The 14,592-nt window shown below is 55.8% G+C and carries 15 protein-coding genes; 7 read left to right on the top strand and 8 right to left on the bottom strand.

What is annotated here, in order from left to right:
* Window positions 1-52: 52 nt before the first annotated feature.
* Both RSAL33209_RS00125 and RSAL33209_RS00115 read left to right on the top strand, forming a co-directional pair.
* Window positions 53-2,176 (top strand): RecQ family ATP-dependent DNA helicase, encoded by a 2,124-nt coding sequence (locus RSAL33209_RS00125; RefSeq protein ID WP_041684212.1) that lies wholly within the window; start codon window positions 53-55, stop codon window positions 2,174-2,176.
* Window positions 2,177-2,700: 524 nt separating this feature from the next.
* Window positions 2,701-3,459: a S1 family peptidase gene (locus RSAL33209_RS00115; RefSeq protein ID WP_012243491.1), complete on the top strand. Its 759-nt coding sequence runs from the start codon at window positions 2,701-2,703 to the stop codon at window positions 3,457-3,459.
* Here the strand turns inward: RSAL33209_RS00115 and RSAL33209_RS17340 are convergent.
* Window positions 3,456-3,623 carry a hypothetical protein gene (locus RSAL33209_RS17340; RefSeq protein ID WP_012243490.1) on the bottom strand — a complete coding sequence of 56 codons (168 nt, stop codon included), beginning with the start codon at window positions 3,621-3,623 and terminating at the stop codon, window positions 3,456-3,458. The two genes, RSAL33209_RS00115 and RSAL33209_RS17340, sit on opposite strands and share 4 nt — an antisense overlap.
* A gap of 58 nt (window positions 3,624-3,681) precedes the next feature.
* Here RSAL33209_RS17340 and RSAL33209_RS00110 point away from each other — a divergent pair, with 58 nt between their 5' ends.
* Entirely contained in the window at window positions 3,682-4,650 is a 969-nt protein-coding gene (locus RSAL33209_RS00110; protein WP_012243489.1) for an alpha/beta hydrolase, read from the top strand.
* On the opposite strand, the gene RSAL33209_RS00105 is transcribed toward RSAL33209_RS00110, so the two are convergent.
* The 3 genes from RSAL33209_RS00105 to RSAL33209_RS00095 are packed head-to-tail and all read right to left on the bottom strand — an operon-like array spanning window position 4,639 to window position 7,849.
* On the bottom strand, window positions 4,639-5,961 hold the full coding sequence (locus RSAL33209_RS00105) for a D-arabinono-1,4-lactone oxidase (RefSeq protein WP_012243488.1): 1,323 nt from the start codon (window positions 5,959-5,961) through the stop codon (window positions 4,639-4,641). The two genes, RSAL33209_RS00110 and RSAL33209_RS00105, sit on opposite strands and share 12 nt — an antisense overlap.
* Entirely contained in the window at window positions 5,958-7,250 is a 1,293-nt protein-coding gene (locus RSAL33209_RS00100) for an amino acid deaminase/aldolase (protein ID WP_012243487.1), read from the bottom strand. Before RSAL33209_RS00100 ends, RSAL33209_RS00105 begins: the two co-directional genes overlap by 4 nt.
* Window positions 7,247-7,849, bottom strand: a complete 603-nt coding sequence (locus tag RSAL33209_RS00095) for a TetR/AcrR family transcriptional regulator (RefSeq protein WP_012243486.1) — start codon at window positions 7,847-7,849, stop codon at window positions 7,247-7,249. Before RSAL33209_RS00095 ends, RSAL33209_RS00100 begins: the two co-directional genes overlap by 4 nt.
* 188 nt (window positions 7,850-8,037) lie before the next feature.
* On the opposite strand from RSAL33209_RS00095, the gene RSAL33209_RS00090 reads away from it, so the two are divergent.
* Window positions 8,038-8,829, top strand: coding sequence for an alpha/beta fold hydrolase (locus RSAL33209_RS00090; RefSeq protein ID WP_012243485.1), 792 nt, complete (start codon window positions 8,038-8,040; stop codon window positions 8,827-8,829).
* A gap of 21 nt (window positions 8,830-8,850) precedes the next feature.
* Complete coding sequence (locus tag RSAL33209_RS00085) at window positions 8,851-9,666, top strand: glutamate racemase (RefSeq protein WP_012243484.1); 816 nt, start codon at window positions 8,851-8,853, stop codon at window positions 9,664-9,666.
* 10 nt (window positions 9,667-9,676) lie between these two features.
* On the opposite strand, the gene RSAL33209_RS00080 is transcribed toward RSAL33209_RS00085, so the two are convergent.
* The 3 genes from RSAL33209_RS00080 to RSAL33209_RS00070 form a co-directional block, all read right to left on the bottom strand.
* Window positions 9,677-10,492: an MBL fold metallo-hydrolase gene (locus RSAL33209_RS00080; protein ID WP_012243483.1), complete on the bottom strand. Its 816-nt coding sequence runs from the start codon at window positions 10,490-10,492 to the stop codon at window positions 9,677-9,679.
* A gap of 186 nt (window positions 10,493-10,678) precedes the next feature.
* Window positions 10,679-11,551: a rhomboid family intramembrane serine protease gene (locus RSAL33209_RS00075; RefSeq protein WP_012243482.1), complete on the bottom strand. Its 873-nt coding sequence runs from the start codon at window positions 11,549-11,551 to the stop codon at window positions 10,679-10,681.
* A 12-nt stretch (window positions 11,552-11,563) separates the two neighbouring features.
* Window positions 11,564-12,106 (bottom strand): peptidylprolyl isomerase, encoded by a 543-nt coding sequence (locus RSAL33209_RS00070; RefSeq protein ID WP_012243481.1) that lies wholly within the window; start codon window positions 12,104-12,106, stop codon window positions 11,564-11,566.
* 119 nt (window positions 12,107-12,225) lie between these two features.
* Here RSAL33209_RS00070 and RSAL33209_RS00065 point away from each other — a divergent pair, with 119 nt between their 5' ends.
* Together RSAL33209_RS00065 and RSAL33209_RS00060 are read left to right on the top strand one after the other, a co-directional pair.
* Window positions 12,226-13,266, top strand: a complete 1,041-nt coding sequence (locus RSAL33209_RS00065) for a hypothetical protein (RefSeq protein WP_145962021.1) — start codon at window positions 12,226-12,228, stop codon at window positions 13,264-13,266.
* Between the two features lie 85 nt (window positions 13,267-13,351).
* Window positions 13,352-14,224 (top strand): glycosyltransferase family 2 protein, encoded by an 873-nt coding sequence (locus tag RSAL33209_RS00060; protein WP_041684209.1) that lies wholly within the window; start codon window positions 13,352-13,354, stop codon window positions 14,222-14,224.
* Here the strand turns inward: RSAL33209_RS00060 and RSAL33209_RS19440 are convergent.
* Window positions 14,190-14,510, bottom strand: coding sequence for a hypothetical protein (locus tag RSAL33209_RS19440; protein ID WP_325050150.1), 321 nt, complete (start codon window positions 14,508-14,510; stop codon window positions 14,190-14,192). The genes RSAL33209_RS00060 and RSAL33209_RS19440 overlap by 35 nt on opposite strands.
* Window positions 14,511-14,592: the final 82 nt, after the last annotated feature.

The raw sequence follows: 14,592 nt of genomic DNA, 5'->3' as shown, positions 1-14,592 counted from the left end.
ACTAGATCTGACTAAATCGTCGTTGTCGGGGCTGCCTGGAATACTTCACTCTATGAGCGCTGCGAGTGAGAAAACCCGGATCGATGCCCAGAAAATTCTCGCCACTTTAGTAGGTGCGCCAGAAGCGGACTTCCATCCGGGTCAGTTTGAAGCGATCGAAGCACTAGTCGACGGCGGACGGCGAGCCTTGGTGGTACAGCGCACCGGTTGGGGGAAATCCGCGGTTTACTTTGTTGCGTCGTTGCTGCTGCGGGCTCGCGGGGCCGGTCCGACGCTGATAGTTTCGCCGCTGCTGGCCTTGATGCGAGACCAAGTGGCGGCAGCTGCCCGTGCTGGCGTGCGCGCCGTCGCCATCAACTCAGCAAACGCGACGGAATGGGATCTAGTCCGGGACGCGCTCGCCGCTGATGAAGTTGATGTATTGCTGGTCTCACCGGAGCGACTCAATAACCCGCGCTTTCGAGATGAGCAGTTGCCGGATCTGATCCGCCGAACTGGTTTGCTCGTGATCGACGAGGCGCACTGTATTTCAGACTGGGGCCATGACTTCCGGCCGGATTACCGGCGAATTGCCGAGCTGATCTCGCAATTACCAGGCACAGTCCCTGTGCTGGCAACGACGGCGACCGCAAATTCGCGCGTTGTGGCAGACATCGAAGAGCAACTAGCCGAACAGGTCCTCACGATTCGTGGCCCGCTAGCGCGCAAATCGCTGCGCTTGGGCGTGCTTCGCCTCAATGACTCTCGCGATCGACTGGGCTGGCTGTTGAGTCATCTGGAAGACCTGCCCGGCAGCGGGATTATCTACACGTTGACGGTTTCTGCTGCCGAAGACGCGGCTAGACTATTGGCCGAGCGCGGTCATAAAGTTCTTGCTTATACCGGTAGAACTGACACAGCTGAGCGTGAAAATGCCGAGCAATTACTCAAGGACAACCAGGTCAAGGCGCTTGTGGCCACCAGTGCGCTCGGGATGGGCTTTGATAAGCCGGACTTGGGTTTCGTAGTGCACTTGGGTGCACTGTCGTCCCCCGTTGCTTACTATCAGCAGATTGGCCGTGCCGGTCGTAGCACCGAAAATGCTGATGTGGTGTTGCTTCCGGGTAGTGAAGATCAAGACATTTGGAAGTATTTTGCTACCGCCTCAATGCCATCGCAAGTTAATGCCGATGCGGTTTTGCAGACCTTGGCCGAGGCAGGAGCAGCGATGTCTAGTGCGGCTATTGAAGTGCGAGTCGATGTCCGCAGGACTCCGTTGGAATTGTTGCTCAAAGTCTTGGCGGTAGACGGCGCGGTGGAGCGGGTTTCTGGCGGCTGGCGAGCCACCGGGCAGCCGTGGAATTACGATGCGGAGCGTTATGCCCGAATTGCGCAGTCCCGAGTAGATGAGCAGGATTCGATGCTTGTCTACGAAGAAACTGCTGGTTGTCGGATGGAATACTTGGCCGCTGCCTTGGATGATTCAACGGCCACACCATGCGGTCGTTGCGATAACTGTGCTGGACGCTGGTTCTCGGCTGAAGTTCGTGGCAGCGAATTGGAAGCGGCAGCTCAAACCCTTCGGCGCGCAGGTTTGGCGCTGGAACCGCGTGCGCAATGGCCCTCTGGTATGGACCGACTCGGCGTGCCAGTCAAAGGAAAAATCCCGGCTGATCAACTTTTCGCTGAAGGTCGAGTCCTGGCCAGACTTACCGATTTGGGCTGGGGTGGGCCGCTCAGAGAGCGCTTTGCAGAGGGTGCTCCGGATGCGCCGATCAGCGAAGAGCTCCTTGCCGCTTGCGTGGAAGTGATGAAAGATTGGGCGGCTGAGGGCTGGTCGGGAGCTGGCCGACCCGCTGCGGTGGTGTCGGTTCCCTCACGCAGTAAACCGCTGCTTACGCGATCTTTTGCGGAAGGAATCGCGCGGATTGGTCAGTTGCCTTATTTAGGTGAGTTGGCAATTCTCGACGGCGGCCCAACCGGCTCGCGGGGCGGCAATAGCGCGTATCGGCTCGCCGGCTTGTGGGAGCGATTTGCAGTACCGGCTGGTATTACCGCGGAGTTGCCAGCAGAGCAGACGGTGTTGCTGATTGATGACTTGGTGGACAGTCGTTGGACGCTCACCATTACCGCCCGCGCGCTCCGGCAGGCTGGCGTTGGCAGCGTTTTGCCTTTTGTTTTAGCGCAGTCCGGTTAAACGAATCAATCTTTCAGCGGAAGTTGCTGCTGCGCGAAGCTTTCTACTTTGGCCAGTCTTTCGCGCAATAGCGCGCCACGGGGACCACCGCCAGGACCGTTATCTGGCGGCCCGAAAAAACCGAGCATGCCTTATTGGAAGCGCCAGAAAAACCGATACGACAGGCTAAGCCCCTCGGTTCGTTTGAGTAGCTGCTGGGTAGATTCGTCCATGGCCTTTATCTTTCGGAGTATTTGCTGCTTCTTATTCTTCCGGAGAGCTCGGCGCCGGCCCATGGTGCAGATAGGGCAATCGGGCCCTTGGGCTAACCCAAGGGCCCGATCACTGACGATGGTTTTAGCAGGCAACAAACTCACGGCTTACGTTAAGTTGAGATTCAGGAAAATACCAGGTTTAACTCAGTGGCATTTCAGTCGGTTTGGGTTGTGTGGAAGGGGTGAGATCCCTCCAATACAGCCCTGAAGCTGAGTCTTGGTGGGGCAACCGCTCCATCGCAGGCCGGTTTTCTTAGGGAAGGAATCACAGTGAAGCTCAAACGTCTTATGGCCGGTGCTGCATTTGCCGCAGTCCTGCTTGTCCCGGTCAGTGCTGCCCAGGCGGCCCCGGTTACCAACAGCGGCGCGGTTTCCCCGCGCATTGCTGGAGGTTCTTACGTGAAAATCTCGGCAGCCCCTTATCCTGCGCAGATATCTTTCGACTCCACTGGCACGAATGTTGGCTGCACTGGCAGCCAGATTTCGGCAGACTGGGTTATTACCGCGAAACACTGCAATAGCTCTGATTTGCAATCGGTGCGTTTCGACGCAACTGACCAGGGCTCTGGCGGAACCGTCCGCACGGTTGCCGCACGCTACGCTTCTCCGACGAACAACGATGTTCTTTTGCTGAAGCTTTCGTCGCCGCACACGGGAACTTACATTGGTCTTGCAAGCAGTTTCCCCAGCACTGGAGCTACCGCGACGGTGTTTGGCTGGGGTGATGAGACCGAAGGATCAAACTTGGGCTCGCCGAGCTTAAAAACCGCGAGCGTAAAAGTTGCCGGTAAGGGTACGGACACGTACGGCGGAGTGAGCGTGAATACGAAGTCGCAAAGTGGCCACACGCTCAGCGGCGATTCTGGCGGTTCATTGGTCGTCAACGGCAAGCTGGTTGGCGTACTTTCGACGTCGAGCATTTTGCCTACGCCGAACCCTTCCGACTTCACGCGATACAACAACGACCACGCTTCGATCTCGCAGAGTCTTTCGTGGATCACCAAGACTTCGGGAGTCTCTGGCTCCTAAGCCCAATTGACCAGATTGACGTAACGCGGGTGCGCTAAGGCAATTTCTTGGCGCACCCGCACCATTTCTGGCTGCCGGTCAGCTGCCGCACGTTGCTGGTAACGGTGTCGTTTAGGCTGGGAGCAGTGGAAAAGCAGCTTCGAGTCCTTGTCGGCGAGGACCATCCGTTGATCAGAGCAGGCCTTGCCTCAGTGTTGAGCCGAGGCGATTCAGGAGAATAGCGTGCCCCTAGATCCCGCAATTGCTGCAATTGCTGCAATTGCTGCAATTGCTGCAATTGCTGCAATTTTGGCCCAACTTCCGCCGCTAGTTACCGAGAGCACGGTGGATGCGGCTGCCGCGCGCGCGGTATATAAATCACGGCAAGATCCAGTCACTATGGATCAGTTCCGCAGCCCCGTGGCTAGGGTAGTCAATCGCACTCTTGAAGCCGATGGACGCAATATTCCGGTTCGGATCTACACACCTGCGGTTGAAGATTCAAAGGGCACTTTTGTCTTCTATCACGGCGGTGGATGGGTGCTCGGAGATCTAGACTCGCATGACATCCCCTGCCGTGAACTGAGCAACGGGCTGGGTATGACTCTGATGGCCGTTGACTATCGCCTCGCCCCAGAACACCCCTTCCCAGTTGGCCTGGAGGATTCAATCGCGGCAACTCGCTGGGCGCTAGAGAATCTTCAGGAGCTCGGTGGCGCGAGCAAGCCTCTGGTCATCGGCGGCGACAGTGCTGGCGCAAACTTTGCCGCAGTTATTGCGCAAGCCCTTCGCAATGAAAACATAGCCGCACAATTACTCATCTACCCGGCAACGGACCGATCAAAGGCCTACCCATCCGGGCTGGCCTACAGCGATGGCTACTACCTGGATTCCATTGCGATGCGACTCTTTGACTCCGCATATTTCAGCGATAAATCGCTACGCAGTGACCCGCGGGTTTCACCGTTGCTCGCGCAAGATTTGCACAACTTAGCGCCTGCCGTCATCGTCACCGCAGAGTTCGATCCGCTAAAAGATCAGGGCGCAGCTTATGCTCAGGCGCTCGCATCGGCCGGCAATAACGTCGTGTTCCACGAATTCCAGAGGCTGATTCATGGCTTCTTGAATATGGGACCGTTTGCACCCGCCACGCAACAGGCGATTGATCAAACCATCACACGCTTCAAAGACCTTCTGGACTCAGCTGCCTAGTACCTTGCGCAGATAATCATTGCTAAAAACCCCGGTGGGGTCGATTTGCCGACGAAGCGCCAAAAAATCGGGCATTTTTTGGTAGACGCTCCGCAAGTATTCCGCGTCACGATTATGCAGTTTACCCCAGTGCGGTCTGCCGCCGTGCGCGGTAAAAATCTCCTCTACGGCAGCGAAGAATTCTGTGTGTGGCTGCCGGAAGAATCGGTGCACCGCAATATAACCGGTTTCGCGTCCATAGGCTGTTGATAGCCAATTCTCGTCTGCCGCTGCGGCCCGAACTTCGATCGGAAATTCTATTCGCAGACCACGCTGATCAATAAGCTGCCGAATCCGGTTGAATACCGGCACAATCTCCTCGCGCGGCAACGCATATTCCATTTCCCGAAACTTGAGGCTCCGACTGGTTGCGAACACCCGATGAGAATGATCGGAGTACTCGGAGTTCGCAAACTGTTGCGCGGCAATCCGATTCGCGCTCGGGATCATCGCTGGCACAAGCCGTTCCAGATTGAGGAGCGATCGGTAGACACCATTGGCGACTACCGTGTCATTCATGAATCGGTTCATTGCGCTGCGTGGCTTGAGTGCTGAACCCTCGGGGATTCGAGTGTTCGACTTCGTCGAAGCTACCGCGCTGTGTGGGAACCAATGAAACTCAAAACGATCATCAAGTGTGTTGAGTACCTCCTCTAACTGAATCGGCGCCTCAACCGCCTGCAACCCGAAGGCCGGCACGCGTTGCAGCGTCACTTCAACGATGATGCCCAGCGCACCCAACCCCACCCGTAACGCTGGCAGCAGTTCAGAGTTCTGGTTCTCATCAGCACGTAAGAGCGTGCCATCGGCAGTCACCACGACGACACCGGTTACCTGGGTTGCAATGCTGCCGAATGCTGAGCCGGTGCCATGGGTTCCGTTAGAAATAGCGCCGGCCAAACTTTGCCGATCAATATCGCCCAGATTTGGCATGGCTAAGCCATACGGCGCCAAGAGTCCTGGAACGTCGAAAAGTCGAGTTCCAGCGGCGAAGGTCGCCTGCTTTTGGGGCACATTGACGTCTATTAGACCGCTCAGATCATCAAGCCCAATTTGCACGCCATCGGTTACTGCGATGGCGGTAAAGCTATGCCCAGCGCCAATTGCTTTCACCGGCAGACCGGCTGCACGGGCCCGCTCGACTGTCTCTTGAACCGATTCCACACTGGACGGAAAGGCATAGTCAGCCGGGTAGGCAGTCTGGTTCCGGCCCCAATTGCGCCAAGGCCGCCGCCTGGATTGGCCGGTTGTCACGTTCGTCTCAACGCTCATAGGAAAGCTTTTCCTTCACCCCGGTAGGTTGGCACCGAGCCAAGCACGCCGTCGTCGTCAATAAAGTACACTTCGTTGAGATGCTCAGAAATCTCTCCCGCCTTCGTGTGCCGGAACCAGACTCTCGAACCGGCTGAGAGCGACACTGCCGCATCCCCTTTGAGCGGAGTTTGTACCTCGCCAGCGCCTTCGCGCGGGATGTATTCAAGGCCTTGTGGCCAGACCGGATACGGCGCCCGATCCCACGCTGGCGGTCCGGAGGCGATCCAGCCACCGCCCAAGACCGTGGCAATGCCGGGTACTGATTTTCGAACGACGTCGAGCGCAAAAGATGCCGCTGGCGCCGGTTGGAAATGTGCGTAGTTGTCGAACAGACGCGGGCCAAAAAGTCCACTGCCACTGGCAATTTCGGTCACCGATGGATCGTTATGTGTGTATTCAAGCGAACCGGTGCCGCCGCCGTTGACGAACTCCAGCTCGGCGACCTGCCGAACCAACGCCACCGCCTTCTGCCTGCGCGCTAACAACTCTGCGCCAGACCGTTTCTGCAGTTCACGAACCATAACGCCACGAGCTGCGTTTCCAATCGGCGCATTCGCCAATCCGGCGATCTGCGCTTCATATCCCATCATGCCACTCAAAGTGAAGCCGGGCCGACGATTAATAATCTGAGCCAGATTCAATGCATCATCGGGTGAATGAACTGGCGAGCGCCAGACGCCTACTCGGCCAAGGACCGGTGTGTCCCAGGAACAATCAAGTTCAATAGCAACTCGAACTGAATTCCGCTGCGCTGGCGGGATGATTGAGTCAATCAGGTCAAGTTGCGCAATGGAATCCACCATCAAAGTGACTCGACGCGAAAGCGCTTCGGAAGCAGCTAAGACTCTAATCGCAGCCCGGTCTACGCTGGGGTAGGCAACCACCACATCGTCAATGCTTGCCCAACCTGGTGCATCCGTGGCCAACCAGTTCGCCTCAGCCAAGGTGTATGCGAGCACGCCGTGATAGCCGTCCAATTTCAGCGTTGCCGCGAGAACTTCACGGACACGAATCGACTTGGAAGCAACTCGAATTGGCGTCCCTTGGGCTCGACGCAGCAGGTCGTGCGCATTGAAAGCAAGCGACGGAACGTGCACCACCCCAAATGGCGGGTCGAGCTCTGCGGTTACCGCTTCAATACGCGGCCAAAATTTCTCCGGAGTCCGCCAGCGTGCTTCGGTTGCGGCAGCGCGCAGTTGCGTCGAACCAAGATCTAGCTGGCTCAGGTCCACTGATTGTTCGGTCATGCTGGATATCCTTGGACGAACCCCATCAGGACGTCGGTCATCATCTCGATATTCTGCAAAGCTTGTTGGTCGTTGCGTTCGGCGAGCCAGGTCGTGGTTAATCCGTCGGTAAAGACCACAATCAGTCGGCCAAGTACTTCGGCTGGCGTTGAAAAAATCACACCAAACCCCATAGCCAGGGCTTCAATGATGCCTTCAGCTAGCGTGTAGTAATGCTGATATTGCTTGCTGGCATAGTGCTCCAAGCCCGGCTTACGCAGAGCATATTGGGTTAGTTCGAGCATCGCCATTTCGCGCTGGGGGTTGGCTTTGAGGCCTTCGAAATAGTTCAGCAAGCAAAGCCGCATAGTAGATCGCAGGTCCGTGGCGTTGATCATTGCTGATTCAAGACCAAGTCGCTCAAAAGATAAAGTGTCTTCAATAAGCGCTTCCATTAACTCAGCTTGTGAGTGGAAGGCATAGTGATAGCTGGCCAATGAAGCTCCGGCTTCATGTGAAACCGCGCGGGTGCTGGCCGCTGAGATGCCATCGCGAGCAATAATGACAAAGGCGGCGTCAATTAAAGTACGACGGCGTTCGGCCGCCGGAACGTTTGCCATACGGATTCACCTCGGTATCACTGCTGATTGGGACCGTAGCCCCAAGTGGGTCAACTGACCCAGACAATGCCCTAAGTATGATTTTGATCACGAACTAAGTCAAGGTAGGTGGCCGCAAATGAGATTTGAAAATCTCAAAATCACAGTAGCCGAGCACGAGCACACCGCAATCGCGGCCGACCCAGCTAGTGGCGATTTGGTGCTATCTGCTGCATGGCTGGCCTGAATTTGCTGATTCATGGGCCGAGGAATTGATTGCCTTGGCACATGCCGGTTACCGCGCCGTTGCAGTAGATCAACGAGGTTATGCGGTGGGAGCGCGGCCAATCGGCGTCGAACACTACTCGATGGAAGACTTGGTAGCTGATGCTTTAGCTTTCGCGGATGCTCAAGGAGCTCGGAAGTTCCATCTAGTCGCCCACGATTGGGGCGGCATGGTCGCCTGGACCTTAGCCAGCAGCAATCCTGATCGACTGCATTCACTTTCGGTACTTGCCACACCGCACCCCAAAGCGCTGCAAAAAGCAGCGGAAAACGATGCAGATCAGCGCGAGCGACTCAACTATGTTCGCTTCTTTCGGCAAGACGGAGGTGTTGCCGAATCGACTTTGCTGGCCAACGATGCCGCAAAGCTTCGCGCCACCTACGGCGGAAAATTTCCAGCAGAGTTGGTGGAACAAAACCTGGTCCGATTGACCGAGCCGAATGCTTTGACCGCCACTTTGAACTGGTACCGCGGCGCAACTGACGACCACTTCAACTCGGCAGCTGATCGAGTGACTACGCCGACGTTGTACATCTGGGGAAGCGACGACCGGGCGCTAGGTGAAGTTGCAGCGCGAGCAACTGGAGATTTTGTTGATGGCCCCTATCGATTCGAAGTGCTCGACGGTGCTAGCCATTGGCTGACCGAGGAAGTTCCTGAAAAGGTGATCCCGCTGCTCTTGGCACATTTAACCGCACACACGGCCGCAGACTAGCCACGGTGTTAGCCTGATCCTGTGGCAGACCAAGACACCAGTGTGGGCCCGATTGCAGTCTTTGACGCAGGCTTGGGCAGCTATGACATAGTTCGCGCCCTTCGCAACCACTTTCCGGCCGTGGATCTGATCTACTTCGCGGATCGCGCGAGCTTTCCTTATGGTGCCAAATCAGCGTCAGAACTGTTTGAGGTTGCCCTGCGAAGCTGCCAATACCTCAATTCTTTGGGCGCCAGCTGCGTGATTATCGGCTCTAATGCGCCGTCAGTAACCGTGCTCGACGCCGTCGCAGCACAATGCGCCTTCCCGGTACTTGGCGTCTTGCCGCCCATCCAGGTCGCACTCAGCTCAATTGAGCCGACGGAAGTCTTGCTTCTTGCCGGAGCTGCCTCAATGACCCAAAGCCAACAGCTTCAAGACTTTATCAATCGTGAAGCTGGTCAGCAGGCTTGGCGCGTCCAGACCGCTGCTGCAACGAAACTCATCGATCTAGTCGAATCTGGCCAATTTGTAGCGGACCCCAGTGGAACCGTTGCCCTGGTTGCCGAATTTCTCGATCAGCAACGTCGCGAAGGCCAAACCATCGGCGGTGTCACGCTTTCAAGTACTCATCTACCCTGGCTCAGCTTCGCCTTCAAAGAAGCGGCACCAAATCTGCAACTCTTCAATCCTGCGGACAGTGTTGCTTTGACCGCCACGCCCTACGCCGGTAGCCGCGGCGGAAGTACCTTAAGCCTGGTGACTGAAACGCCTCAACTGACAGCGCAGGACTTTGCGCAAACGCTTGACCGACTTGGGATCGAGCTTGAGCTCACCGTGGTGCCACCGCTTGGTTAAACCGGAGTCGTTAGGTCAAATCATCGAAATCGCCACGAACCCAAGCGATATGCCGGTCAGTGGAGCGACGCACTACTGCTGAAGCACCTGCCGGAATCACGCTGCCGAAATTGTTGTAGAGGCGATCAAATTCGAATTCCAATACCGCTTTTGCTATCCGGTCCACCACTGCGGCGGAAAGCGGGATCTTGTTGGGATAGCTCCGCATGAATGCCGCAGTTCGGTCCTGATTCACAAAGATTGTGTCGCCCGCGAGAATAACGCCTTTACCTTCATTGCCCTCGGGCCAATGAACAACCGCACTGCCTTTGAAGTGCCCGCCAAGCTGGTGCAGGGTGACGCCCGGCACTACTTCATATTGACCAGACCAATATTCCACTCGATCATCTGAGCGCTGCAGAAATTCGGCGTCGGCCTGGTTAACTAGAACTTTTGCCTCTAAGACTTTAGCCCACTCCACCTGAACACCAAACATATGCGGATGACTTGCTGCGACGGCCACAACTGGACCATAGGCAGCAACGGCGGCAACGGCGTCTGCGGAAATTAGGCCAACCGGGTCCCACAAAAGATTGCCGGCCGGCGTGACCACGAGCATGCTTTGCTGACCGATGCCAATGCCGGTTGAGGTAACTCCAACAAGTCCAGGCTCAACGTCAAAAACGTCTAGGGTCATCCCTTGATCGATTTGTGCTTGAACGGTAGTCCATACTTGTCCATCCAACGGAACGTATTGACGCTCATCCGCACAAATCGGACAAACATCAGCTGCTACCGGTTCGGCAGCTCGCTCGACGCCACACGTTGCACATTGCCAAATGCTCATACGATCTCCCCGCTCACCACGATCCAGCCATAAGGATCTTCTGTTAGGACCCTAATGGTCCCTGCTATTATGAGGAATAGCTCGAGCGAGGAAAAAATTCCCTTCCTGGGAAGGTATCTACTGAACTACAGCTGTGTAAGTTATGCCCAACTGTGGACTGTGTTGTGGATAACTTAATCCAAAGTGCTACAGTACCAGCATTGGATGGATGGCTGCCGTGCGCAAAACAGTCAACACAATCAGGATCAGTAAAACAGCGGCAATGCCGCCCCATTGCAATACTTGCCGGATGCAGCCAGTAGGCGCATAGATCAAAATCGCGGCGACCAAGGCGCCACCAATAAGGCCACCTAGGTGCGCTTGCCAGGCAATATTGGCACCGGGTAGGAAACCGATCACGGCATTGACCACCAAAAGTACGATGATCTGGCGCAGATCGCCGCGGCGTTTGAGCTGTAAGACGAAAAGCGCACCGAAGAGGCCGAAGATCGCCCCGGATGCACCGACTACTACCGAATCAACCGGTGCAATGAGCAGAACGCCCACCGAGCCAGCTAGACCGGAGACTAAAAATAGCGCGAAGAACCTGAGCCGTCCGAGTACCGGTTCCAGTACCGTGCCCAAGATGTACAGCGAGTACATATTGAACAGAATGTGCGGCAAGAAGGTGGTTGAATGCGTGAAAATTGACGTCAGTATCCGCCATGGTTCTTGTTCCGTGGCAAAGGGCGCATAAGCCAAGTAGTTGATCACATTGGCATTAGGAATCAGTTCGGCAGCGAAGACCAGAACACATAGCGCAATAAGCACATAGGTGATGATCGGCTTACCGGTGGTAACCACGCCGCCGGCCATCGTTCGATTGACCGGAGCGTTTTTGGCACTTTCCCGAACACAATCAACGCATTGGATCCCGACGGCGGCCTGCCGCTGGCACTCGGTGCAAGCCGGACGGCCGCAACGTTGACAGCGCACGTAGGCGACCCGATCCGGATGTCGAGGACAAACCGGAACTTGCGCGCCCTCGCCGGAGGCCGCCGTCGGAATCCCGTAACTCACGTTAGTAAACCTCTAGAGCTTTTCGATCGTGACGGAATTGATCACTACATCTTCTAGCGGGCGGTCGCCGCGCGCAGTAGGAACTGCTTCGATCGCGTCAACGACGGCCTTCGACTCATCATCAGAAACTTCACCGAAGATGGTGTGCTTGCCCTGTAAGTGCGGGGTAGGAACGGTGGTGATGAAGAACTGTGAACCGTTGGTTCCGTGGCCCATCTGAATACCAGCGTTGGCCATTGCCAGCAGATAAGGCTTGTTGTAAACCAGCTCTGGGTGAATCTCGTCGTCAAAAACGTAGCCGGGGCCGCCAGTGCCCTGACCTAAAGGATCACCACCCTGAAGCATGAACTGGCGGATGATGCGGTGGAAAATTACGCCGTTGTAGAACGGTTCGTTGCTCTCCTGGCCCGTTGCCGGGTGCGTCCAGGTCTTTTCGCCGGTAGCCAAACCGACAAAGTTGTCGACCGTCTTGGGCGCATGATTGCCAAAGAGGTCGATCCGGATGTCTCCTTGGTTAGTGTGCAGAGTCGCTTTTGCTGTTGGAATCGCAGTCATGCGCCAATTCTTCCATGTTCGCCCAGATCCTGCCCGGTAGTTCCACTGAGAGCGCAGACTCGCTCGACTCGGCCATTCCACGTAGGCTAGGGAAAGATTCCAATACTCGGGAGGTAGTTGTGAAAAAAGCAGACCGCGTCACCCGTGACCTTGAGGAAACCTTGGCCAACGGTGTAGAAAATGCCAAAGAGTGGGCAAGCCCGCATCTTGATTCAGCACGCAGCTGGGCGGAGAAGAGCATCGAGAATGCTTCGCCAAAGGTGCAAGAAGGACTCCGAAAAGCGGCTCAATTCACTGCCGACGGCGTAGTAAACGTCACGCCCAAGCTTCAAGAGGGCCTGGAGAAGCTTGGCCCGAGGATTTCAGATGCGGTGGACGATGCCGCACCTAAGATTGCTGAAGCTCTAGAGAAAGCGACGCCCGCTTTGCAAAATGCCAAAGACAAAGTCGTCGATGAATACTTTCCGCTGATCTCCGACAAGCTCGGCGATGCAGCTACCGCCGTAGGTAAAGCGCTCGACGGCGTAAATAGCAATGTCTCTGATTACGTCACTGACACGGTTGCTCCGGCAGCTCAGAAGGCGGTAACTCAGGCTGCTGACACGGTTGCGCCAGTCATCAAACAGGGCAAGCGTGCCGCTAACCAGGCCCGAAAGGTAGCTGAACAGGCGGCCAAGGAGGCAGCTAGCCAGCTCAAGCGGGAACAGAAATCCAATAATTCCGGCGGCAAAGGCTGGCTAGTATTCGGCATTATCGCGGCTGCCACTGCGGCTGGCGTTGCCGTATGGCGTGCCTCGCGCCCGGTTGAGGATCCCTGGAAGACTCCGGTTCCAGTCAAGGACGCCGCACAAAACATCGCGGACAAGACTGAGGACGTCAAGGACGCTGCAGCCGAAAAGGTCTCCGAAGTAGCTGACAAAGCGGACGACGCGGCAAGCAAAGTAAGCGAAAAGATCGCGGACAATACCGAAAAGGTAGCTGACAAAGCCGAGAAGGTTGCGGACAAGGCATCCGATGCGGCTGCGGACGCAAAAGACGCCGTCGTCGACAAGGCCCAGGACGTCAAGGACGCCGCAAAAGCGACGGTTTCCAAGGCCAAGGGCTCCGCGAAGGACTTGGGCGAGAAAATTGCTGACAAGGCAGAAGAAGCCAAAGACTAGGCAATCTTTGTGAACGGGACGGAAGGTAACCTGCCGTCCCGTTTCATTGGATGCTAGATTTGATCCGATGCCAAGCGACTTAGCCATGTCAGGCGATGACTCATGGGCCCCAGGAATTCCACCGGGCCTGCCGAGTGTATCCATAGTGATCCCGGCATACAACGAAGAAAGCGTGATCAGGCAATGCCTGATCGCCGCAATTTACCAATCCGTTCCGGCGCACGAAATAATCGTGGTCGACAACAAATCCACTGACTCAACCTGTGCAATCGTTGAGCAAATTCAGTTGGAATACCCGGAGAGCCCCATCTCTTTGCTCCATCAAAGCAAAGAACAAGGCCTCATCCCGACTCGAAACTACGGACTAAACCACGCAACGGGTGATGTCTTGGGCCGAATCGATGCAGATTCGGTCATCGAACCGGACTGGGTTGAACAGCTACAACTAGCCTTCACTGACTCCGCCATTTCGGCCGCGACTGGTCCGGTCGTTTATTACGATATGCCTTTGCGGCGCTTCGGTCTGAAAGCTGACGACAAGATGCGTCAACTAATGCTCAAGCTTGCCAAACATCAATACCATTTTCTCTTCGGGTCCAATATGGCCCTTCGGCGCAGCGCTTGGGAACAGATCAGGGACGAGACCTGCCGGGACAAAAAAGACGAAATGCATGAGGATATTGATTTGTCCCTGCATTTAGCTGAACACTCGCTCAAAGTTCAATACGTGCAGACCATGGTTAGTGGCATGTCTGCCCGCAGACTAGAAGATTCTCCGAGAGATTACCGTTACTACGTGACCCGCTTCGAACGGACCTACAAGGCGCACAATGTGAAAGGTCTAGCCTTGAAGACACCTATGGTGGTCTTCTTCTCGGTGTATTTCCCCTTGAAGGTCGTGCGAGCAGTACACACTGCCAACGTCAATCAGATGGCACGACGGGCGCTGCGTTCCTAATCCGCTTCCACGGTGAAATTCCGCGGCCTTGCCCAAAGACCACAACGGCAAGTCCAACCAAGATCAATAGCAAACCTGCATAAATTCCAGCAGGCAAGCGTTCTTGTAGAAAAATGCCGGCCAAGATTGCCGCGCCCGGAATTTCAAGCAAAATAAGCATCGAAATAACTAATGGACTCATGCTGGCCAACAAATAGTTAAAAATACTGTGACCAAGAATTTGCGCAACCACTGTGACAGCAACAATGCCAATCCAGGCGGCCGCTGGAAACGCCAGCAAAGGCACCTGCAAGGCCAGCGCAAGGAATAAGAGGAGCGCAGCGCATAAACTCGTAGCAGAGCGTCGTGTAGACGCCTGTGCCCATCGT

Origin of the sequence: Renibacterium salmoninarum ATCC 33209, assembly GCF_000018885.1 — a bacterium.
Classification (GTDB): domain Bacteria; phylum Actinomycetota; class Actinomycetes; order Actinomycetales; family Micrococcaceae; genus Renibacterium; species Renibacterium salmoninarum.
This window is presented reverse-complemented; position numbering and strand designations above follow the sequence as displayed.